21 protein-coding genes are annotated in these 19,960 nt (G+C 66.1%); 8 read left to right on the top strand and 13 right to left on the bottom strand.

Going from position 1 to position 19,960, the window contains the following annotated elements:
- Positions 1-35: 35 nt before the first annotated feature.
- Positions 36-1,754, bottom strand: a complete 1,719-nt coding sequence (mqo, locus tag O6Y00_RS01675) for a malate dehydrogenase (quinone) (RefSeq protein WP_353440919.1) — start codon at positions 1,752-1,754, stop codon at positions 36-38.
- 250 nt (positions 1,755-2,004) lie between these two features.
- Positions 2,005-2,910 carry a LysR family transcriptional regulator gene (locus O6Y00_RS01680; protein WP_353440920.1) on the bottom strand — a complete coding sequence of 302 codons (906 nt, stop codon included), beginning with the start codon at positions 2,908-2,910 and terminating at the stop codon, positions 2,005-2,007.
- 224 nt (positions 2,911-3,134) lie between these two features.
- On the opposite strand from O6Y00_RS01680, the gene O6Y00_RS01685 reads away from it, so the two are divergent.
- Both O6Y00_RS01685 and wrbA read left to right on the top strand, forming a co-directional pair.
- Positions 3,135-3,854 (top strand): pirin family protein, encoded by a 720-nt coding sequence (locus tag O6Y00_RS01685; protein ID WP_353440921.1) that lies wholly within the window; start codon positions 3,135-3,137, stop codon positions 3,852-3,854.
- A 117-nt stretch (positions 3,855-3,971) separates the two neighbouring features.
- A complete protein-coding gene (gene wrbA, locus O6Y00_RS01690) occupies positions 3,972-4,574 on the top strand; it encodes an NAD(P)H:quinone oxidoreductase (RefSeq protein WP_353440922.1) in 603 nt (200 codons plus the stop codon).
- 65 nt (positions 4,575-4,639) lie between these two features.
- Here the strand turns inward: wrbA and O6Y00_RS01695 are convergent, their stop codons facing one another.
- Entirely contained in the window at positions 4,640-5,746 is a 1,107-nt protein-coding gene (locus O6Y00_RS01695; RefSeq protein ID WP_353440923.1) for a CaiB/BaiF CoA transferase family protein, read from the bottom strand.
- A gap of 189 nt (positions 5,747-5,935) precedes the next feature.
- Here O6Y00_RS01695 and O6Y00_RS01700 point away from each other — a divergent pair, with 189 nt between their 5' ends.
- Entirely contained in the window at positions 5,936-6,451 is a 516-nt protein-coding gene (locus tag O6Y00_RS01700; protein WP_353440924.1) for a ferritin-like domain-containing protein, read from the top strand.
- Positions 6,452-6,513: 62 nt separating this feature from the next.
- Here the strand turns inward: O6Y00_RS01700 and O6Y00_RS01705 are convergent, their stop codons facing one another.
- A complete protein-coding gene (locus O6Y00_RS01705; protein WP_353440925.1) occupies positions 6,514-6,894 on the bottom strand; it encodes a hypothetical protein in 381 nt (126 codons plus the stop codon).
- Between the two features lie 84 nt (positions 6,895-6,978).
- The gene (locus tag O6Y00_RS01710) at positions 6,979-7,599 is read right to left on the bottom strand and encodes a DNA-3-methyladenine glycosylase I (protein WP_353440926.1); all 621 of its coding nucleotides are present in this window, start codon (positions 7,597-7,599) and stop codon (positions 6,979-6,981) included.
- A 173-nt stretch (positions 7,600-7,772) separates the two neighbouring features.
- Between O6Y00_RS01710 and poxB the strand changes: the two genes are divergently transcribed.
- Positions 7,773-9,521, top strand: coding sequence for a ubiquinone-dependent pyruvate dehydrogenase (poxB, locus tag O6Y00_RS01715; RefSeq protein ID WP_353440927.1), 1,749 nt, complete (start codon positions 7,773-7,775; stop codon positions 9,519-9,521).
- On the opposite strand, the gene O6Y00_RS01720 is transcribed toward poxB, so the two are convergent.
- The 6 genes from O6Y00_RS01720 to O6Y00_RS01745 form a co-directional block, all read right to left on the bottom strand.
- On the bottom strand, positions 9,504-9,680 hold the full coding sequence (locus O6Y00_RS01720) for a hypothetical protein (RefSeq protein ID WP_353440928.1): 177 nt from the start codon (positions 9,678-9,680) through the stop codon (positions 9,504-9,506). The genes poxB and O6Y00_RS01720 overlap by 18 nt on opposite strands.
- Before the next feature lie 172 nt (positions 9,681-9,852).
- A complete protein-coding gene (locus O6Y00_RS01725) occupies positions 9,853-10,731 on the bottom strand; it encodes a hypothetical protein (RefSeq protein ID WP_353440929.1) in 879 nt (292 codons plus the stop codon).
- Positions 10,732-10,769: 38 nt separating this feature from the next.
- Positions 10,770-11,030, bottom strand: a complete 261-nt coding sequence (locus O6Y00_RS01730) for a hypothetical protein (RefSeq protein ID WP_353440930.1) — start codon at positions 11,028-11,030, stop codon at positions 10,770-10,772.
- The gene (locus tag O6Y00_RS01735) at positions 11,027-12,559 is read right to left on the bottom strand and encodes a PAS domain S-box protein (protein WP_353440931.1); all 1,533 of its coding nucleotides are present in this window, start codon (positions 12,557-12,559) and stop codon (positions 11,027-11,029) included. Before O6Y00_RS01735 ends, O6Y00_RS01730 begins: the two co-directional genes overlap by 4 nt.
- A 4-nt stretch (positions 12,560-12,563) precedes the next feature.
- Positions 12,564-12,929 carry a CsbD family protein gene (locus O6Y00_RS01740; RefSeq protein WP_353440932.1) on the bottom strand — a complete coding sequence of 122 codons (366 nt, stop codon included), beginning with the start codon at positions 12,927-12,929 and terminating at the stop codon, positions 12,564-12,566.
- A 303-nt stretch (positions 12,930-13,232) separates the two neighbouring features.
- Positions 13,233-13,400 carry a hypothetical protein gene (locus tag O6Y00_RS01745; protein WP_353440933.1) on the bottom strand — a complete coding sequence of 56 codons (168 nt, stop codon included), beginning with the start codon at positions 13,398-13,400 and terminating at the stop codon, positions 13,233-13,235.
- Positions 13,401-13,589: 189 nt separating this feature from the next.
- On the opposite strand from O6Y00_RS01745, the gene O6Y00_RS01750 reads away from it, so the two are divergent.
- The 4 genes from O6Y00_RS01750 to O6Y00_RS01765 all read left to right on the top strand — a co-directional run bounded on the left by O6Y00_RS01750 (position 13,590) and on the right by O6Y00_RS01765 (position 18,037).
- Positions 13,590-14,213: a hypothetical protein gene (locus tag O6Y00_RS01750; protein WP_353440934.1), complete on the top strand. Its 624-nt coding sequence runs from the start codon at positions 13,590-13,592 to the stop codon at positions 14,211-14,213.
- Positions 14,214-14,252: 39 nt separating this feature from the next.
- Positions 14,253-14,933: a cell wall hydrolase gene (locus O6Y00_RS01755; protein ID WP_353440935.1), complete on the top strand. Its 681-nt coding sequence runs from the start codon at positions 14,253-14,255 to the stop codon at positions 14,931-14,933.
- Positions 14,934-14,971: 38 nt separating this feature from the next.
- On the top strand, positions 14,972-15,541 hold the full coding sequence (locus tag O6Y00_RS01760; protein WP_353440936.1) for a septal ring lytic transglycosylase RlpA family protein: 570 nt from the start codon (positions 14,972-14,974) through the stop codon (positions 15,539-15,541).
- A gap of 81 nt (positions 15,542-15,622) precedes the next feature.
- On the top strand, positions 15,623-18,037 hold the full coding sequence (locus O6Y00_RS01765; protein ID WP_353440937.1) for a bifunctional diguanylate cyclase/phosphodiesterase: 2,415 nt from the start codon (positions 15,623-15,625) through the stop codon (positions 18,035-18,037).
- Positions 18,038-18,207: 170 nt separating this feature from the next.
- Here the strand turns inward: O6Y00_RS01765 and O6Y00_RS01770 are convergent, their stop codons facing one another.
- Entirely contained in the window at positions 18,208-18,633 is a 426-nt protein-coding gene (locus O6Y00_RS01770; RefSeq protein WP_353440938.1) for a lysozyme inhibitor LprI family protein, read from the bottom strand.
- Between the two features lie 76 nt (positions 18,634-18,709).
- The gene (locus O6Y00_RS01775; protein WP_353440939.1) at positions 18,710-19,807 is read right to left on the bottom strand and encodes an alpha/beta fold hydrolase; all 1,098 of its coding nucleotides are present in this window, start codon (positions 19,805-19,807) and stop codon (positions 18,710-18,712) included.
- Between the last annotated feature and the right edge of the window lie 153 nt (positions 19,808-19,960).

Consider the following 19,960-nt stretch of genomic DNA (forward strand, 5'->3'; position numbering starts at 1 on the left):
GACGCCGCCCGGAGAGTGTCGGTCGGTTGCCGTCCTCACAGTGCCAGGTCGGGGCTCCGGTCCGGCTTGACGCGCATCGCCGCAGGGCTCGCCCCGGCCGACACCTTGATCGTCGGCGAAGGCACCGCAAGTTGCAGCGTGTCCGCGGTCGAGGCCCAATGCTCTGCGAGGACGTCGGGGGTCTCGTTGAGCATCACGCCGTAGGTCGGCACGATCTCGCGGATCTTCGCCTGCCAGCCGGCGGTGGCGAGGTGGTTCGGGAACACCTTCTTCAGCAGGTTGAGCATGATCGACGGCGCGGTCGAGGCACCCGGCGAAGCGCCGAGCAGCGCGGCGATCGAGCCGTCCTTCGACGCGACGATCTCGGTGCCGAGGCGCAGCACGCCGCCCTTTCCGGGATCGCGCTTGATGATCTGGACGCGCTGACCAGCCTGCCACAGGCGCCAGTCGCCGTCCTTCGCACCCGGGAAATACTCGCGCAGGGCATCCATCCGGTCGCTGTCCGACATGATGAGCTGGCCCGCGAGATATTCGACGAGGTCGAAATCGTCCCAGCCGACCGCGAGCATCGGCCGGAAATTGTCGAGCGTGACCGACGCCGGAAGATCGAAATACGAGCCTTCCTTGAGGAACTTGGTCGAGAAAGTCGCGAACGGGCCGAACAACAGCGCCTGCTTGCCGTCGAGGAAGCGCGTGTCGAGATGCGGCACGGACATCGGCGGCGAGCCGACCGCCGCCTTGCCGTAGACCTTCGCAAGATGGCGGTGGGTGATTGCGGGCTTGTCCGCGACGAGGAACGAGCCGCCGACCGGGAAGCCGGCATAGTCCTCGGCCTCGGGGATGCCGGACTTCTGGAGGATCGGCAGCGCGCCGCCGCCGGCACCCGCGAATACGAAGCGCGCCTTGATGACCTGCTTCTCGTCGGTCTTCATGTCGCGCGCGGTGACGCGCCAGCGTGCCTTCTTGCCGCCGATCGTCTCGCGTTCGAGCGAGCGGACCTCATGGCCCGTGGTCAGCGTGAAATTGTCCTGCTTGGCGAGCGAGGCGATGTACTGGCGCGTGACTTCGCCCCAGTCGCAATCGGTGCCGAGCGGCGAGCGTGTCGCGGCGAGTTTCGTGCCGGGCGCGCGGCCTTCCATCATCACCGGCACCCACTGCGAGATCTGCTTAGGGTCGGTGGTGAATTCCATCCCCGAGAAGAGCGGGCTCGCCTGGAGCGCGGCGTGGCGCTTTTGCAGGAAGGCGACGTTGGCATCGCCCCACACCAGATTCATGTGCGGCGTGGAATTGATGAACGAGCGCGGGTTGGCGAGGATGCCGGTATCGACCTGGTGGCTGAGGAACTGGCGCGTGACCTGGAACTGCTCGTTGATCTCGACCGCCTTGGCGATCTCGACCTTGCCGTCGGCCTTGTTGACCGGCGTGTAGTTGAGTTCGCACAGCGCGGAGTGGCCGGTGCCGGCGTTGTTCCAGCCGTTGGAGCTCTCGTCCGCGACCTTGTCGAGGCGTTCGACCATCTCGATCGTCCAGGTCGGCTCGAGCTCGCGCAACAGGACGGCGAGCGTCGCGCTCATGATGCCGCCGCCGATCAGCAGGACGTCGACGGTCCGCGTGGTGGTCGCGGCGTCGGCGTGCGCGATCGGCAGCGCGGCTGCACCGCCGGCGACGATCGCCGAGCCGAGCAGGTTGCGGCGGGTCACGCCGGTCTTGGTTTCTGGGGAGATCGTGTCGTTAGCGTCTGGCCGCATGGTCATGCCTTTTCGTTTCGGCATGGTCCGCTGTCCCGACACAGGCCGAAGACGACGAGAATCCATGACCGGATTATCGGGTCAGCCACGCGGAAATTACGTAAAATCGATACACATACTACCGACTGAGCGCGGCCGCTGCTCAAAGTCCTCATCCCGGTATCGGGTGTCGTTGGGATCGCGCTGGGGTGCAAACTCGAGCGTCTATCCAGCCTCTTACATGGCATCCGACCCGGTTTTGCGCAAGGTCGCCGCGTCAGGCTTGCCCTGCGTTCGGATCGCGGAGGCGTGCGGCGAGGAAGTCTATCAGGGCCTCGACGCGCGCCGGGCGGAGGGGGCTCGGCGGGGTGAGGAGATGGAGCCCGATCTTCGCGGGCGCCCAGTCCTCCAGGATGATGACGAGCTCGCCGGACGCGATATGCCGGTCGACGATGAAGTCGGGCAGGCGCGCGATGCCGAGCCCGGCGATCAGCGCGGGGACGATCGCCTCGCCGCTGTTGGCAGTGAGCTGGCCTTGCAGGCGGACCGAGACATCGGCGCCGCCGGGGCCGTGGAAGCGCCACGGGCCGACGACGTTCGAATAACCGACCAACTGGTGCTCGCCGAGCTGTGCCGGGTGCGTCGGGGTGCCGTGTTTGGCGAGGTAGCTCGGTGCGGCGACGGTGTGCGCCTGGATGCTGCACAGGCGGCGGGCACGGAGCGAGCTGTCGGGCAGCTCGGCGATCCGCAGCGCGACGTCGAACCCTTCCGCGACGATGTCGACGCGCGCGTCGGACAGGTGGAAATCGACCTCGATACCCGGGTGCGCGACGAGGAACTCGGCGAGGATCGGCGCGACGTTGGTGACGCCGAAGCTCATCGGGGCGGCGAGGCGGACGCGGCCGGTATGCGCGCTGGCGGCGTCGTGCGCGGATTCTTCGGCGGCGCGGGCTTCGGCGAGGATACGCGCGGCGTGCTCGGCGAGCGGCTTGCCGGCTTCGGTAAGCGCGAGGCGGCGCGAGGTGCGGTGGAAGAGCGACTGGCCGAGATGCGCTTCGAGGCGGGTGATCGCCTTGGAGACGGTCGCCTTGCTGAGCCCGACTGCGTCGGCGGCGGCGCTGAACGAGCGGTGCTCGACGACACTGGCGAAGATCGCCCAGGCTTCGAGATCGGGCAGGCGCATGTGGGTCTCCAGGTCTTCCCCCCTCCCTGGAAGGGAGGGGCTGGGGGTGGGTCGCTATCGAGGGAATGATGCGTTCGCCAAGCGGCCGACCCACCCCCAACCCCTCCCTTTCAGGGAGGGGGGTAAGAAGGAGTATGTTAGCCACCGAAACGATCGGTTTCCAGCGTTTCTATTTACGGCGTAATCGCAACGCCTATCTTGGGTTCAACCAGTGGAGACCTATCATGACGACCACGACCCTTTCGAAAGTCGAACGCCGCCCCTTCGACACCCTTGGCCATGCCGATCATGGCTGGCTGAATGCGCGGCATCATTTCTCGTTCGCGAGCTATTACGATCCGGCCCGGATGGGCTGGGGCGCGATCCGCGTGTGGAACGACGACCAGATCGCTGCCAACTCAGGGTTCCCGCCGCATCCGCATCAGGACATGGAGATCATCACCTATGTCCGCAGCGGTGCGATCACGCACCAGGACTCGCTCGGCAACAAGGGTCGTACCGAGGCTGGCGACGTGCAGGTGATGAGCGCGGGGACCGGCGTGCGGCATGCCGAGTATAACCTTGAGGCGGAGACGACGACGATCTTCCAGATCTGGATCGAGCCGTCGCGCAAGGGCGGCGCGCCGAGCTGGGGTGCCAAGCCGTTTCCTAAGGGCGAGCGTTCGGGGCAGTTCGTGACGCTGGCGAGCGGGTTCGAGGGCGACGGCGATGCGTTGCCGATCCGGGCGAATGCGCGGGTGCTGGCGGCGACGCTCAAGGCGGGCGACAGCGTCGACTATGCGGTCGGCGAGGGGCGGCACGTGTATCTGGTGCCGGCGACCGGTGCGATCACGATCGGCGACGACGCCTTCGGTGCGCGCGACGGAGCGGCGCTGCTGGGCGGCCAGACGGTGACGATCACGGCTCAAGAGGACGCCGAGATCGTTCTGGTAGACTCGGAGTAAGACACCCTTCCCGCTTGCGGCAGGGGTCGGGGGAGGGGCTTCCTCCCGCGATCCCGCCCGGAACTGCCCTCCCCTAACCCCTCCCGCAAGCGGGAGGGGAACTTAAAGGAAACACATATGACCAAGGTTCTCGTGCTCTATTACTCGTCCTACGGCCATATCGAGCAGATGGCGGATGCCGTCGCCGAGGGCGCGCGCGCCGGTGGGGCCGAGGTGGACATTCGTCGCGTCGCAGAAACCGCCCCGCAGGCGGTGATCGAGGCCGCGCACTTCAAGACCGACACCGCGCACGCCGAGATCGAAGGCCCCGCCGCGCTCGAGCAGTATGACGCGATCATCGTCGGTGCGCCGACCCGCTTCGGCCGGATGCCCGCGCAGATGGCGCAGTTCTGGGATACGACCGGCGGCCAATGGTTCTCGGGCGCGCTGATCGGCAAGGTCGGCGGTGCGTTCACCTCGACCGCCAGCCAGCATGGCGGTCAGGAAACGACGTTGTTCTCGATCATCACCAACCTGCTGCATCACGGGATGACGATCGTCGGGCTCGACTATGGCTACCAGGCGCAGATGGGCCTTGATGCGGTCAAGGGCGGCACCCCGTACGGCGCGTCGACCTTGTCGGACGGTGACGGCAGCCGGCAGCCGAGCAAGGAGGAACTCGACGGTGCGCGCTACCAGGGCAAGCGGATCGCCGAGACGGCGGCCAAGCTGAAGGGCTGATTCTCGAGGCTCCGGGATCGACGGTTCATCGTCGGTCCCGGCAACGTGGTCGGCCTACAGGTCCCTCACAGGCCCAGCGCTGCGATCTCGTCGGCGTCGAAGCCGAGATCGCCGAGTACGGCGTGGTCGGAAACGAACGGGGCCACGGTCGCGCTTGCGGAGTAGCGCGGAGCAGGTCCGGGTTGAACAACTCCGCCTACGTCGAGGAACACGCCCCGATCCGCGTTGTGCGGATTTGCGACCGCCTCGTCGAAATCGAGTACCGGTGCGAAGCAGACCTCCTGGCCTGCGAATGCCGCGACCCAGGCGTCACGTGTCTGCGTCCGGAATTTTGCCTCCAGCGCCGTCTTCAGTGCCGGCCATGCCGCGGGATCGTGCTGCGCATCCCAGCAGGCCTCGTCGAGCGCCATGATGCGACGAAGCGTAGCGTAGAACTGCGGCTCGATCGCCCCGAGCGAGATCCACTTGCCGTCCGCCGTTTCGTAGGTGTCGTAGTAGTGCGCGCCGGTATCGAGCATGTTGCCGCCCCGCTCGGCATTCCACAGGCCGTTGCCGCGAAAGCCCCAGATCATACTCATCAAGGTCGCCGACCCGTCGCTCATCGCCGCGTCGACGACCTGTCCTTCGCCGGTGCGCTGCGCGTGCAGCAGCGCGCAGACCATCCCGAACGCGAGCATCATCCCGCCGCCGCCAAAATCGCCGACCATGTTGATCGGCGGAGTCGGTTTCTCGCCGGCCCGGCCAAAGGCATGGAGCGCGCCCGAAATCGCGATGTAGTTGATGTCATGGCCGGGCGTGTCGGCCAGTGGACCGGTCTGTCCCCACCCGGTCATCCGGCCGTAGACTAGGCGGGGATTGTCGCGCAGCAGCTCGTCGGGTCCAAGCCCGAGCCGTTCCATGACGCCCGGGCGAAACCCCTCGATCAGGCCGTCGCAGCTCTGGGCGATCCGGCGCACCGCAGCGATCGCCAGCGGCTGTTTCAGGTCCAGCGCGATCGTGCGACGCGAGCGCAGTAGTGGATCGCGCGACGGGGGAATCCGCTGCTGCGGCCCTGGTCGCTCGATCCGGATGACGTCCGCGCCGTGATCCGCCAGCATCATGCCGCAGAACGGACCGGGGCCGATCCCGGCGATCTCGATCACGCGGAGTCCCGTCAGCGGCGCATCGCTCATGCCGATATCCTCTCTGCCATCGATCGGACCCGGCCTCTGCGGGCCGATCGATCCGATCCGTTCGCCTGGCATCCTTTCGCACCGCACCGTTATCCGCAAGGTCGCGCAACGAAACTTCCGCCCAGGCCGGGACGTTTCCTCGTCGCCGGAGCAGTTCGCTTCGCGGCTACCAGCTATGCGAGGACTATCATGGGCTTGTTTTCCAAGGATATCGCGACGTTCGAAGACCTTTTCCTGCACCAGTTGCAGGACGTGTATTATGCAGAGCACCAGATCACCAAGGCGCTGCCGAAGATGACCGACAAGGCGACTGCGCCTGCGTTGAAGGCGGGCTTCGAGACGCACCTGCGTGAAACCGAAGGGCAGATCGTTCGGCTCGAGCGCATCTTCGAATTGCTGGGCGAGAAGGCCAAGGCAGTCACCTGCCCGGCGATCGACGGCATCATCAAGGAAGCCAACGAGGTCGCCGGCGAGATCGCCGACAAGGCGGTGCTCGACGCGGCGCTGATCGCGTCGGCGCAGGCGGTCGAGCATTACGAGATCACCCGCTACGGCACGCTGATCGCCTGGGCGAACCAGCTCGGTCGCAGCGAGATCGCGGCGATCCTGAAGGAAACGCTCGACGAGGAATATGCGACCGACGACAAGCTGACCGCGATGGCTACGTCGAAGGTCAACCCGGAGGCGGAAGCCGTCACCGGCTGATCCTTTCGTAACCTACTGATAAAACGGACCGGCAATCTCATGATCGCCGGTCCGTTTTTCATTCAGGTCTTCTTACGCGCGCGCTTCGGGCTGGCGGCAGCAGCGACATCCTCTTCCTCGTCCGGCGCATCCTCGCCAGCTTCGGTGAGTGCCTCGCCCAGTGCCTTCAGCTTGTCTTGCGACGTGTCGGCCTTGTCCGCGATCTTGGTCGTCGCCGTGCCGAGGCGGTGGAGCAGGGCATGGACCCGGTCCGCATCGGGTTCGTCGCGCTCGAGTTGCTTGCGCAGCGATCCGAGGTCGCGAAGGATGCCCTTCGCACCCGGCGTATCGATTTCAGCCAATGCCGCTTCCCAGTCCTCGACCATGTTCGCACCCTTGGCGGGCTTGGTCGCATCGATGCCGCGATTGATCGCGTTCATCGTTCCTGCAAATTTAACGGCCATTTTCATCTCTCTCCGCATGCCTTTGGTGGCACCCGTCAACGCGATGTCCTCACGGAAATGTCCTGGAGATCGTCACAACGTCGATCAGTATCGAGGACCATGCGGTTTCGGATCGGTGTCCGCGTCAGCCCGCTTGAAGCAGAGGGTCTCGTGGTCGTCGACCAGTCCGCACGCCTGCATCCAGGCATAGACGATCACCGGGCCGACGAACTTGAACCCGCGTCGCTTGAGCGCTGCCGATAGCGCTTCGGATGCGGGCGAGCGGGTCAGGTGTTTCCTGCCGTCGCCGACGATCGTCGTGTCGTCGACGAAGCCCCAGGCGAAATCGGCGAAATCCTCGCCGGCGTCACGCATCGCCAGATAGGCGCGGGCATTGCCGATCGTCGCCTCGATCTTGGCACGCGACCGCACGATGCCGGCGTTGTCGAGCATTGCAGTCACCTCGGAGGCGCCGAACCGTGCGACCGTCTCCGGCTCGAACCCTGCGAATGCCGTGCGAAACGCATCGCGCTTGCGCAGGATCGTGATCCAGGCGAGCCCGGCCTGGAACCCGTCGAGCATCAGCTTTTCCCAAAGCGCCCGCGAGTCTCGCTCCGGCACGCCCCATTCCACGTCATGATAGGCGGCGAGCAGCGGATCGGACTGTGCCCAGCGGCATCGTGATACCGCGCAAGGCGTGTCTGAAAGCGCGGTTCGATGTTGCATGCCGGCGCGGAATGCGCGCTTTGCAGCTGCGTGTCGATGGCGACGCCCGACCGCCCGGCTAGGCGAAAGCCCGATCCGTGGCTGCAAATCATGCATCCCGACCTGACGGCAAGGCGTTTGCGTCCCGTACCTTGCTCGTCGAGGGATCGACCAACGCCATTCGGAGCCGCCTCATGTCCAAGACCACCATCGCCGACCTGTTCGCCGAAACGCTGCACCTAGCGGGTGTCGAGCGGATCTACGGGGTCGTCGGCGACAGCCTCAACGGGCTGACCGACAGCCTGCGCCGGCAGGGCAAGATCGAATGGGTACATGTCCGAAACGAGGAGGCGGCGGCGTTCGCCGCGGGTGCGGAGGCGCAACTGACCGGCAAGCTGGCGGTCTGTGCGGGGTCGTGTGGTCCGGGCAACATGCACCTGATCAATGGGCTGTACGACTGCCACCGCACGCGCGTGCCGGTGCTGGCGATCGCCGCGCAGGTGCCGAGCGGCGAGGTGGGCTCGAACTATTTCCAGGAAACGCGACCCGAGGCGCTGTTCCGCGAATGCAGCGTGTATTGCGAGACGATCTCGGATGCCGATCAGATGCCGCGGACGCTCGACACCGCGATCCGGGCGGCGGTCGGTCACCGCGGCGTTTCCGTCGTGGCGATGCCCGGTGACGTGGCGTTGCGCACCACCACCGGCCAGCGCGCGCGATCGGCGGCCGCGCTGCTGCCGCCGTCGCCGGTGACGATCCCGGCGGATGCGGATATCGATTCGCTCGCCGCGCTGCTCAACGGCGCGGGCAAGGTGACGATACTTGCCGGGAGAGGGTGCCGGACCGCGCATGCCGAACTGGTCCGCCTCGCCGAAGTCCTGCAGGCGCCGATCGTCCATGCGCTCGGCGGCAAGGAGTTCGTCGAATACGACAATCCCTATGACGTCGGCATGACCGGACTGATCGGCTTTTCCAGCGGCTATGACGCGATGATGGCGTGCGACGTGCTGCTGATGCTCGGCACCGATTTCCCCTACCGGCAATTCTACCCCGAAAAGGCGAAGGTCGCGCAGATCGACCTGATTCCCGAAAATCTCGGGCGGCGGACGGCGATCGATATCGGCCTGGTCGGTGACGTCGGCGCGACGCTCGCGGTGCTCACTCCTCGGCTGATCGGTGGACGCGACGGCGCGTTCCTGAAATCCGCGCGCGAGAATTATGCGGAGGCGCGCAAGGGGCTCGACGATCTCGCGCAGGGTACGCCAGGCAGTGGCGTGATCCATCCGCAGCATGTCGCGCGGGTCGTCAGCGAACTGGCGGACGACGATGCGGTGTTCGCTTGCGACGTCGGGACGCCGACCGTCTGGGCCGCGCGCTATCTGGCGATGAACGGTCGCCGTCGGTTGATCGGGTCGTTCAACCACGGATCGATGGCCAACGCGTTGCCGCAGGCGATCGGCGTGCAGTCCGCTTATCCCGCGCGGCAGGTGGTGACGCTGTCGGGCGATGGCGGGCTGGCGATGTTGATGGGCGAATTGCTGACGGTGCGCCAATTGGGCCTGCCGGTGAAGATCATCGTCTTCAACAACGGCACGCTCGGCTTCGTCGAGATGGAGATGAAGGCGGCGGGCCTGATCGAGACGGGCGTCGCGCTCGACAATCCCGATTTCGCCGCAATGGCGCGGGCGATCGGGTTGCACGGCGTGCGGGTCACCGATCCGGGCGATGTCGAGGCAGGCGTACGAGAGGTGCTGGCGCATCCGGGGCCGGCGCTGCTCGATGCGGTCACGGCGCGGACCGAATTGTCGATGCCGCCGAAGATCACGCTCGAGCAGATGAAGGGCTTCACGCTCTACATGGCGAAGGCGATCATAAGCGGTCGCGGCGACGAGGTGATCGAACTCGGCAAGACCAACGTCGGATTGTTAAAGCGGCTGTTCTGAGGAGCAGTTGGCAAGCGGCCGATCGACTGCGTCCAGTGCATGCGACAACAGCGCGGCGACGAGTTGATCGCCCAGTTTGTCGGCCACGCGCAAAGCCTGCTCGATCGCCGTACGCAGCGGCTCTCGATTATCCTGACGGTTGTCCTGGGAGTCGGTCATCGTCGTCTTCTCGATAGGGTATGCTGCACCGTACGGGCTCGAAGCATGCGAACCGGGGTGGGGGGGCAGCCTGGAATAATGGCCGGAGTCCACCGGGCGGTCTGTGACCGTCCGGTGGAGTTCGCTATCGTCGGCAGACCGGCGGTTCGCTGTGCGGGTCGCTGTCCGAGGATCAGACCCGGCGGCGGGTGGCGGCGGTGGCGCCGAAGCCTGCTGCTGCAGCACCGATCAGCAACGCGATGACCACCATGAACGACGTTCCGGCAGCGGCACCAGCAGCCGAATCGGCAGCCGACTTCGCGGTCGCGATCGTCTTGTTCTTGGTCTCGACGAACTGCGCCTTGGCACGGGTCACCTGGGCCTGTGCCTCGGGACGGCTGATCTTGCGCTGGGCCGCGACGATATCGACGATGCGGCTTTCAGCACGGGCGCCGTCCTGGCCACCGCGAGCAAGCGCGGGCAATTCCTTGGCGATTTCCTTCTGAGCCTGCTCGGGCGTCATCTGGGCGGGATCCGACGGCGCGTCCGACAGATAGGCGGAGGCTTCCTGGCGCACATCGCCGACATCGACATTGGCGACGTCCGCAACCTTGGGTGCCGCTGCACCGATGCCGGTACCGGCTGCGCTGGCCACCGACCCGACGGTACGGAAGGCGCCGCCGATGATGCCGCCGACCGCGGAGGTGAGCAGGTACAGCGTGAGGATCAGCGTGACGCCCCATACCACCAGACCATGGACAAGCCCGTCGAACCGGTCATGCACGCCGGCAACGCGTGCCGCGGCATAGCCGCCTGCGCCGAGCGCGATGACGGTGGTGATGATCCAGTAAATCCCGGCACCGATGCCGAATCCTGCCGCACCGGGCGTCGTTCCCTCGACCGGATCGACCAGGCTGAGGCCGATGCCGGTGCCGAGGATGCCGAGCACCAGCTGAACCGCAATCGCGAGCACGACGCCCGCGAAGATCGCGCCCCAGGAAATGCGGGTCGCCGTCTTTGGGTGGCGGATGTCGTCGACCGGCAAAACGCCGGGTGTCATGTGGGTAGCCATATTCACTCCTGTTATCGGTAGGTCTTCGAGCGGCGGCGTCAGTCTTTGCCGTCGCTATCGATGGGTGGGTTGATCGGGGGTATGGGAGGGCCGCCGGCCTTCCGTTCGGCCGCCCGATCGAGCGAAGGGCGTTCGCGCTTGGCCTGTCGGACACCGGCTTCGGTCTCGCGCTGGCCACGCGTCTCCACGGCTGGATCGCCGATGATCTTGCCGATCGCTTCCAGGACCGAGCCCTTGGCCTGGCGCGAGCGGCCATCGTCGGCATTCCCGACGCGTTCGTCGTCGCGGTTACGCGTCATGCTGCGGTTTCCCTGGAAAACTGGCCGTCATGGTGCGGCACGGGTATTGAATCGCCGTCGAATCCGCGTGCACGTGCCCATGCGGCTGCGGCGTTGCGGCGGTTGACACCGATCTTCGAATAGATCCGTGCGACATGGTTGCGCACGGTGTTGCCCGACACGTCGAGCGTCCGGGCGATCGACTTGTCGTCAAGCCCGCGACAGATCAGCGCCAGCACCTCGCGCTCGCGCGGGGTCAGTTCGTCGAGCCCGACTCCCTGCGGCTCCAGCTGTGGGGCCCGGATACGCGCGAGCTTTTCCATGATCGAGCGGCTCAGCCAACTGGTGTCCTTCATCACCGCCTCGATCGCGTGGACGAGTTCGCGTTCGGACGCCTTGCGCGTGCTGATGTCACGCATCGCCCACAGCACGCAGGCCTCGCCGCCGAGGCTGATCGGCTCGGTCGAGACGATGCAGTCGATCACCTCGCCGTCCTTGACCCGGATCCGAACCTCGCGGTCGCGGATCGCCACGCCCGCCTCGATCTCGGCCTCGATCGCGTGGCGCAGCGCAGGGGTTTCCCACAGCTCCGCTTCGTCGAGCGGCCGCCCGACGATCTCGGCCGGCGCGTACCCTGTCAGGTCCGCGAATGCCTCGTTCACGTCGCACAGCCGATGACCGTCGAGCGTGCCGATCGCCAGCGCGACCGGCGCCAGCGAGAAGGTCCGGGTGAACCGTTCCTCACTCTGGCGAAGTTCGCCTTCGGCTTTGCGCCGCGGTTCCAGATCGGCAAACGTGAACAGCATGCAGGGCTGATCGCCCATGTCGATCGGCTGACCGGCGACGATGACCAGCTTGGTCCCGCCCGCGGGCAGATCGAGTTCCGCTTCCATCTGCGGAATGGTGCGACCTTCGCACAGCCGTTCCTTTGCGAGGTCGCGCTTCTCCGCGCGGGCCAGCACGTCGATGTCGTACACCGTCCGCGACAGCACCGCCTGACGATCATGGCCAGTCATGTCGATGAACCCCTGGTTCACCTTCACGAACCGCAGGTCGCACAACCGGCAGATGACGGCAGGCGCCGGGTTGGCGTTGAACGACTGTTCGAACCGATCCTCCGCCTCGAATTGCGCCGAGACGTCCTGGATGATCATGACGAGACATTCGGGCTCGTCCTGATCGTCGGTCAGCACGAGACTACGGACCTGATGTACCCAGCGGGGCGCGTCCTCGCCGGCGACGGCCACCTCGACGACGACCTGCGAGAACCGCTCGCCCGATACGACGCGCTCGATCGGATAGTCATTGTCTTCGAGCCGGTGATTGTTGCGGTAGCGCAGCTGGAAGCGTTGCCGATATTCGTCGACCGTGGCGCCCAATGCGCCGACGGACTCCACCCCGTGCATCCCGAGCGCCGCATCGTTGGCCCACAGGATGGACTGGTCGGGATCGACCAGGATGACGCCTTCGTCGAGTCCGGTGATGATCTGGCGCAGATGGCGCAGATCCGCGGAATCGCGAAGCGACTTCAGGGGGAGAACGTCGGCCAAGGGTTTAGTCGCGTTGGCCGTGAACGAGCCAGGCGATGCCGTAGCCGATCGCCGCCGCGCCGAGTGCCCACAATACCGGGGCATCCTTTGCCGATTCCTGCGCCGATCGCGCGCCGCGTCGTGCAGCTTCGGCGGCGCGTTCGCTGGCGTCCCGCGCTTCGCTGCTGATCTTGTCGGCCAGTTCGGGCGCGCCGTCGACGATATCGTCGATCGCCGATTTCGCCCGGCCGTACAGGTTCTGCGCGCCGCCCGCGACCTGATCAACGACGCCGTCGACCTGCCAGTCACGGCTATTCACGGTGTCGCCGACTGCCTTCTCGACCTTGCCGCCGACATAACGGGCACCGCCCTGGAATTCGTCCTTGTTCATGGTCGTGTCCTTCTAACAAACGATTGTCTCGCCGGATGGCGTGAGCGCCGGTCACCGATCATGTTCGGAGCATGGCGTTCAGACTTCAGAAGCTGCCCGCCGGATGCCGGCAGGCCGTGGTCGGCCCAAGGAACGTCGATCGCCGACACGCGTGCCAGCGATGGAACCCTCCAGATTATCTGGCATTGAAGCTCCGGTGGTGAACCCAGGGCGACCGTGCGATCGGACTGGACGCATAAACTTCGAAACGGCCATCCGGTTCCTGGTATTTTCGCATTAAGCAGCTGAAACTACTGTACCATTTCAGGATTGTGCGCGTGCTTCATACAGTGTTGCAAATTTGGTGTGCAGGAGGCGCGCCGAGCTATCGGACGTCCCGTCGGCCCGATTTCGATGCCACTGCGCGCGCATTTGCAGATAGGTTCGCTCGTCTACATCGTTCGCGGCGCGAACGTTTTCGTCATCGATCACGGCCTTCGCCCTCTTGGTTGATGGTCGTCTTTAGCCGCCGATGCTGCAGCCCGCGTGATCGGAAAGGACTAGCGACGTAGGTAAAAATATCAGCGGCCAGAGTGGCTTGCGTGGCGCGGGAAGGTCGATCGGGAGTGTCGCGATGCGTTCGACCTTCCCGTTTGCGGGGGCAGACGATAGCGTGGGACCATGGCGCGCGCGGCAAAGCTCAAAGTGTACCGGACGGTGGCCGGTTTCCACGACGCCTATGTCGCGGCGCCCAGCCAGAAGGCGGCGCTCGCAGCGTGGGGGAGCGACAAGGACCTGTTCGCGCGTGGGATCGCCGAGGTCGTCACCGACGCGGCGCTGATCGCCGAACCGATGGCATCGCCCGGTACGATCATCCGGCGATCGCGGGGAACCGATGCCGAGCAACTGGCCGCGGTGCCCGAGGCTCCCCGGCGTCGGACACGCACGAGCACGACCGCAGACTTGGCCGATTCTTCGGAGCCACAGCCGCCCGAGCCCGAGCCCAAGCCCAAGCCCGAGCCCAAGCCCAAGCCCAAGCCGAAACCTGTTCCGCGGCCCGGTCGGCACGAACTCGACGATGCCGAGGACGCGCTATCGGCGATCGAGACGGAACAGCGCGAGGCAACGAAGCGCCTTGATCGCGAGGAGGCCGAACTCGCCCGTCGCCGCCGCGACCTCGAAGCCAGGCAGGCGACCGAATTGACGGAGGCCACCACCGCACGCGACTCGTTGCGCGCGAGCTATGATCGGGCGATTGCAGCCTGGAAGCGTGACCGCGCCGTCTCCGACCGCGGAAGGGACTGACCGTTTCCCCGTGCAATATTCCCCCGGTAAGAGCGGGCGATGTCGATTAGCCGCGCTCGATCCTCTCCCTCGCGCCGGCGCTCCCGCGGACGGGCACGCGGACAGGCGCGCCGGCCGTCGTCGGAGCATTGGCTGCTCCTGCTCGGAGTCTCGGTAGCGGTCGCGTCGGTCTGCGGCTCGCTGATACGGCTACCGATCGGCCCCGCCCACCGCGCGCCGTCGCGGCCATTGACGATGGAGCAGGCGCGAATCTCGAACGCGCTCGTGCCGATCGCGACGGGGAAGCGCGTCCCCGCCGAACCCTTCCGGTTCCGTGGCGGCCCGGCCGCGCGGCTGCAGGCCACCGAATGCCTCGCGACGGTGGCGCTGTACGAGGCGGGCGACGATCGAAACGGGCAGCGTGCGGTCATCCAGGTGGTGCTCAACCGGGTCCGCGCCCGCGGCTTTCCCAAGACCGTCTGCGGCGTCGTCTATCAAGGTGCGCAACGCGTGACCGGTTGCCAATTCTCGTTCTCGTGCGACGGATCGCGGACACGCCGGCCCGAGCGTGTCGGCTGGGAGCAGGCGCGTCTCGCGGCCCGCCGTGCGCTCGGTGGCTATGTCTATGCCCGCGTCGGGCGCGCGACCCACTATCATACCGACTGGATGGTGCCCTATTGGCGGTCGTCGCTGGTAAAGGTCGCGACGGTGGAGTCACACATCTTCTATCAGCGGCGGTGAGATCGGTGCCGCACGCCCTTGCCCCATCGGGAGATTTCATGCCGAACTCGTCGCGCGCCGCCAGCGGTATCGCTCTAGTCCTGCTGCTCGCGATGAGCGGCTGTGCAGGCGGTTCGTTCCGCCCGGTCAGCGACGCACCCGTAAGGCTCGGTGGCCCATACCGCGTCCGCGGCACGACCTACGTACCCGCGGCCGATCCCACCTATGACGTGCTGGGCTATGCGAGCTGGTACGGTAACGAATCCGGCAAGCGAACCGCCAGCGGCGAGCGTTTTCGCGCCGACTGGCTCACCGCGGCGCATACGACGTTGCCGTTGCCGAGCTATGTCGAGGTGACGGCGCTGGAGACCGGACGGCGTATCGTCGTACGGATCAACGACCGCGGGCCGTTCGCCGGGGGCGCCCGGATCATCGACCTGTCGCGCGGTGCCGCCGAGCGACTCGGGATGCGCGCCGGCGGTTCCGCCGCAGTGCGCGTCCGCCTCGCCGAACCGTCGGAAAGCGACCGCGACCGCTTGCGCAAGGGGAAGCCCGCAAAGTCGCTGCCGCCGATCTCCGAGAGCAACCGGCTGAACCTGCAATCGCAGCTCAGGGCCGCGGGCTTCTAACGCAACCACAACAGACCCAAAATGGGTGCGATTCCTTAACGTCTTCATGCGACGGGATAAAAAACCGTCAGAGCGAAGATCGTGCCCATTTTTTTCAATCTCCATTTCCAGCATTCCGGCTATCTGGTCGCGGTCGCGGTCGGGATTTGTCTGACGGCGGGCTGGTCGGTCGCGCTACTGGCTACCGAGTTGGCGCAAGCCGAGGAGCACGAGCCGATTGGCTGGCGGCATGTTGCGCTCGCGCTCGCCGCGGGGCTAGGCGTGTGGGCGACCCATTTCATCGCGATCCTCGCCTACCGTCCCGATCTGCTGCTCCGATACGATGCGCTGACGACGATATTCTCGGCGATCGTCGGCGTGGTGGCGGTGGGCCTGCCGATCGTCGCAGTGACCCGCGCGCCTACGCGGCGGGGGCGGATCGCCTCGGCTGCAGTGGCGGGAGCGGGCATCTGGTGCATGCACGCGGTCGGGCTGACCGGCATGATGGACTGCGCCCATTTCTTTTCCTGGCAGACCAATGCCGCCGGCCTGGTGCTGGGGATGCTCGTGCTGTCGTCGTGGCAGGGCAAACCTGGCTGGTCGCGATCGCGTCCTGCCGGATGCCTGCTGTTCGCGCTCGCGGTGACGCTGACCCATTTCGTCTCGCTGTCGGGTGACATTGTCATCGCCAGCGTCAACGAGATCAAGGGACGCGTGCTGTCGCCGGGGCTGGTCGCCGCGTGCATGACCTTCGCCGTCTCGGTGACCTGTCTCGGCAGCCTGCTGACCTTCTCACGATTCAAGTCGACCCGCGAGGACGAAGCGCGCGCGTTGCGGGCGGTCATGGAAAGCATCTCGGACGGCCTCGTCTTCATCGATCGCGGCGGGCGGCTGCGTCATTTCAACCGGCGCTTTCTCGAACTGTTCGACACGCCCGCCGACGCGATCGCCCCCGGTCTGACGATCGACGCGTTTCTCGATGCGGTCGCGCGTCACCGCGACTGGACACCCGACAAGCGTGCGCTGGTCGGCGGCGCGATGAAGCAGTGGGTCGCGGTCGATGCCGGGTTCGATCGCGAATGCGACATGGAAGACGGCCGCACCTATCAGATGCGCTGCCGATCGGTGCTGCGCCAGGGTATCGTGCTGACGTTCAACGACGTGAGCGCCGAACGGCGGGCGCTCGGCAAGCTGCGGCATCAGGCCTATCACGATCCGCTGACCGGGCTCGGCAATCGGCGGTCGCTGCGCGAGGAGAAGACGGCGCGGATCGCGACCGGCGTCCCGTTTTCGTTGCTGCTCATCGATCTCGACGATTTCAAGCGGATCAACGACGCCTTCGGCCACGCGGTCGGTGACCGTCTGCTGGTGCATGTCGCGGCCGAGCTTTCGCAGATGCTGCCGAGCGACAGCTTCGTCGCCCGCATGGGGGGTGACGAGATCGCGATCATCGCGGTGCAGACCGGCGACGCGGCGGTTGCGTTGGCCGACGCGATCGTCAGTCGACTGAGCACGCCGGTCGACATGGATGGGCGCCGGTTGCTGCCAAGCTGCAGCATCGGCATCTCGTGCTTCGCCGATGACCTGACGCCGGAAGACCTGATGAAGCGCGCCGACATGGCGCTGTACGAAGCCAAGCGGCTCGGGCGCCGGCGGGCGCAACCCTATCTTCCCGGCCTCGCCGAACGCCTCGCCGAACGGCAACACATGATCGACGATCTGTACGATGCGGTGCAGCATGGCGGCTTCGCGCTGGCGTTCCAGCCGGTGATCCAATTGTCGAACGGCGCGACGACCGGGTATGAGGCACTGATCCGCTGGAACCACCGCGTGCGCGGCTGGGTTGCGCCCGATGTGTTCATTCCGATCGCCGAGGAATGTGGCCTGATCGAGGAAATCGGGCGGTGGGTCATCATGGACGCGTGCCGCCAGCTGGCGGGATGGTCGCCGCATCTCCAGGTCGCGATCAACATCTCGGCGGCGCAGCTGAAGTCGGAGGCGCTGCTCCAGCACCTGACCCAGGCGATCATGGTCCACGGGATCGCGCCGGAGCGGATCGAGGTCGAGATCACCGAGACCGCGCTGATCGACGACGCGGCGCGGACCGCGGCGATGGTGCGCCGGATCCGCAAGATCGGGATCAAGGTCGCGCTCGACGATTTCGGCACGGGCCAGTCGTCGCTCGCGCATCTCCGTGATTTCCAGTTCGACCGAATCAAGATCGATCGGAGTTTCGTGGTGCGTGCGGGCACCGATCGGCAGAGCATGGCGGTGCTGCGGGGCACCGTAAGCATCGGCAAGGAGCTCGGCGTCCTGACTCATGCCGAGGGGGTCGAGACCAGGGAGCAACTCGATCTGCTCCGCGATATCGGCTGCGACGCCGCCCAAGGGTATCTCGTCGGGCGACCGATCGTGCCCTATCACGACCCGATCGACAGCGGCGATCTGCCCTTGCCGGAATCCGTGTTGCGACCGATCGCGGCGACACTGGCGAAAGTGCGGCGTATCGCGGCGTGAGGCGGGGGCAATGTCCCGGTTTGTGACGATCGTCGGCGCAGGTGCGCGTAGCCGTATGGGGATCGCCTGATCGACCAAGTCTACGGCGATGCCCCGCTTTCACGGGCGGAAGCGCCATCGCCAGACCTTCGCCAAGGTCGATCCGCCCAAGACCGTCTCGGGAACCTGTATCAGGAATCTATAGCCAGCGTGCGGAGATACGCTTCCAACTGGAGGGCCCGGTCGCGCGTGAGCCGAGTCTCGGCATTTGCTTCCATTGGCACGTACATCGTGCCCTGCCGAGTGGCATACAGCGCGCTACGGGCGTTTGCTTCTGCGTCGCGGAAGACAAGCCACGCGCGTTGCGCTTGCCGAAGCCGCGCCCGAGCCTCCGGGGGTAGCCGTGTCGCCAGCGCGGCAAATGCCGTGTTCATGCGGCGATCATAGGCTTTGGTGGCGGTCGCCTCACAGTCGGTCTGTGCCCCGGTCGAGGCCTTGGCGGGGTCGTCGAGACAGCGCGCCAGGCTCGCCGCGGTGGGATCCCGCGCGGCCACCGGCGCCGCTGGTGCTATACAGGCGAGAAGCAGCAACGCGATCGGTATGAGGATTTTGCTCACGGTGTCGAACCCTGTCGAACCCGCTCCGTGAGAACTGCCGCGAACCACGGACCGATCACCGCTGGTCCGTTCCGGATCATCGGGTCCGCTGCAGCAGGTCGGCAAGATCCTGCTTCCAGAATCGGGCTGCGGTGTGCGTGCCGTGCCCGCGCGTGTCGTCGCTTTCCGGGATCAATCGAAACCGCGCATCCTTCATCCGCGCGACCGCGCGGTTCGGAAGGTCGAGGTTGCGCGGGTTGATGAAGTCGTCGGCCGAGTTGATCCACATCGTCGGCACGGTGATCGCGTCGAGCTTCGACCACGGCGCGTACGTTCGTGACGCATTGATCTGGTAGATCAGATCATTGGCATCGGTCTGCGCGATCGACGCCGCGACGCGCTGGCGGGCGAACGCCTCGGCGTCTTCGCGACGCGGGTATTGCGCCTGAAAATACAGCGGCGCGGCCCCAGCGACGAACAACAGGCTGGCGGCGGTTCGCAGACCCTGGACGGGGGGGCTTCGATATTCGCCGCCTGCCCAGGCGGGGTCGGCCTCGATCCCGTCGATCGCCAGTTGCCGCCACATCCGGTTGAGACCGGCGATCTCGACGGGTTCGCACGCGAGCGGCATCATCGCCCGCACGAAAGCGGGGTGCGTCTCGCCCCAGACGAGGCTGTGCATGCAGCCCATCGACGTGCCCATCACCAGCCGCATGCGCCGGATGCCGAGCCCTTCGGACAGAAGCCGGTACTGCGCCTCGACCATGTCGTCATAGTCGTAATGGGGAAACCGCATGTGCAGTCCATCGGACGGTTTTGACGATTTTCCGTGGCCGATGCCATCCGGGAGAATGATCCAGTAGCGGGCGATATCCAGCGGTTGTCCCGGGCCGTAGAGTTCGTCGGCGAACTGCGCGCTGAGGAACTGACGGCCGGTGCCACCTGTGCCGTGCAGGATCATCACCGCATTGTCGATCTCGCCCTTCGCATCGCGATGCGGCTGGCCGAGCATGGTGTAGTTGATGCGCAGTTCGGGGAGGCTCTCGCCCGAGCGAAAGCGAAACTTGCGCAGCGTGAATTGCGCATCGCGCGCAGGCCAGCTTGCCGCAGTCTTCGCAGGCGACGTCGCCGCGGTCAGCGGGGGTGTCGGGGTGACGGCTACCTGAGCGAGCAGGAGCAGGATCGGAAACAGCATCGCAATAGTCTGCGCCCGATTGGTCGCTCCGCCAAGCTACGACGTGCGGCGCCTAGGTCCAAAACACCAGCCGGCAGGTCCGATGACAAAGACTGGAACCGGCCGCCGGCCAGTCGCTTCGGACGAACCTCGGTCGAAGCTACCGGCCGTACT

Origin of the sequence: Sphingomonas faeni, assembly GCF_040407565.1 — a bacterium.
Lineage (GTDB): Bacteria > Pseudomonadota > Alphaproteobacteria > Sphingomonadales > Sphingomonadaceae > Sphingomonas > Sphingomonas faeni_F.

Coding starts and splice junctions, on each gene's coding strand:
- mqo (WP_353440919.1), bottom strand. CDS start 1,754: ATGACCATGCGGCCAGACGCTAACGACACGATCTCCCCAGAAACCAAG.
- O6Y00_RS01680 (WP_353440920.1), bottom strand. CDS start 2,910: ATGCGCCTGCCCGATCTCGAAGCCTGGGCGATCTTCGCCAGTGTCGTC.
- O6Y00_RS01685 (WP_353440921.1), top strand. CDS start 3,135: ATGACGACCACGACCCTTTCGAAAGTCGAACGCCGCCCCTTCGACACC.
- wrbA (WP_353440922.1), top strand. CDS start 3,972: ATGACCAAGGTTCTCGTGCTCTATTACTCGTCCTACGGCCATATCGAG.
- O6Y00_RS01695 (WP_353440923.1), bottom strand. CDS start 5,746: ATGAGCGATGCGCCGCTGACGGGACTCCGCGTGATCGAGATCGCCGGG.
- O6Y00_RS01700 (WP_353440924.1), top strand. CDS start 5,936: ATGGGCTTGTTTTCCAAGGATATCGCGACGTTCGAAGACCTTTTCCTG.
- O6Y00_RS01705 (WP_353440925.1), bottom strand. CDS start 6,894: ATGGCCGTTAAATTTGCAGGAACGATGAACGCGATCAATCGCGGCATC.
- O6Y00_RS01710 (WP_353440926.1), bottom strand. CDS start 7,599: ATGCAACATCGAACCGCGCTTTCAGACACGCCTTGCGCGGTATCACGA.
- poxB (WP_353440927.1), top strand. CDS start 7,773: ATGTCCAAGACCACCATCGCCGACCTGTTCGCCGAAACGCTGCACCTA.
- O6Y00_RS01720 (WP_353440928.1), bottom strand. CDS start 9,680: ATGACCGACTCCCAGGACAACCGTCAGGATAATCGAGAGCCGCTGCGT.
- O6Y00_RS01725 (WP_353440929.1), bottom strand. CDS start 10,731: ATGGCTACCCACATGACACCCGGCGTTTTGCCGGTCGACGACATCCGC.
- O6Y00_RS01730 (WP_353440930.1), bottom strand. CDS start 11,030: ATGACGCGTAACCGCGACGACGAACGCGTCGGGAATGCCGACGATGGC.
- O6Y00_RS01740 (WP_353440932.1), bottom strand. CDS start 12,929: ATGAACAAGGACGAATTCCAGGGCGGTGCCCGTTATGTCGGCGGCAAG.
- O6Y00_RS01750 (WP_353440934.1), top strand. CDS start 13,590: ATGGCGCGCGCGGCAAAGCTCAAAGTGTACCGGACGGTGGCCGGTTTC.
- O6Y00_RS01755 (WP_353440935.1), top strand. CDS start 14,253: ATGTCGATTAGCCGCGCTCGATCCTCTCCCTCGCGCCGGCGCTCCCGC.
- O6Y00_RS01760 (WP_353440936.1), top strand. CDS start 14,972: ATGCCGAACTCGTCGCGCGCCGCCAGCGGTATCGCTCTAGTCCTGCTG.
- O6Y00_RS01775 (WP_353440939.1), bottom strand. CDS start 19,807: ATGCTGTTTCCGATCCTGCTCCTGCTCGCTCAGGTAGCCGTCACCCCG.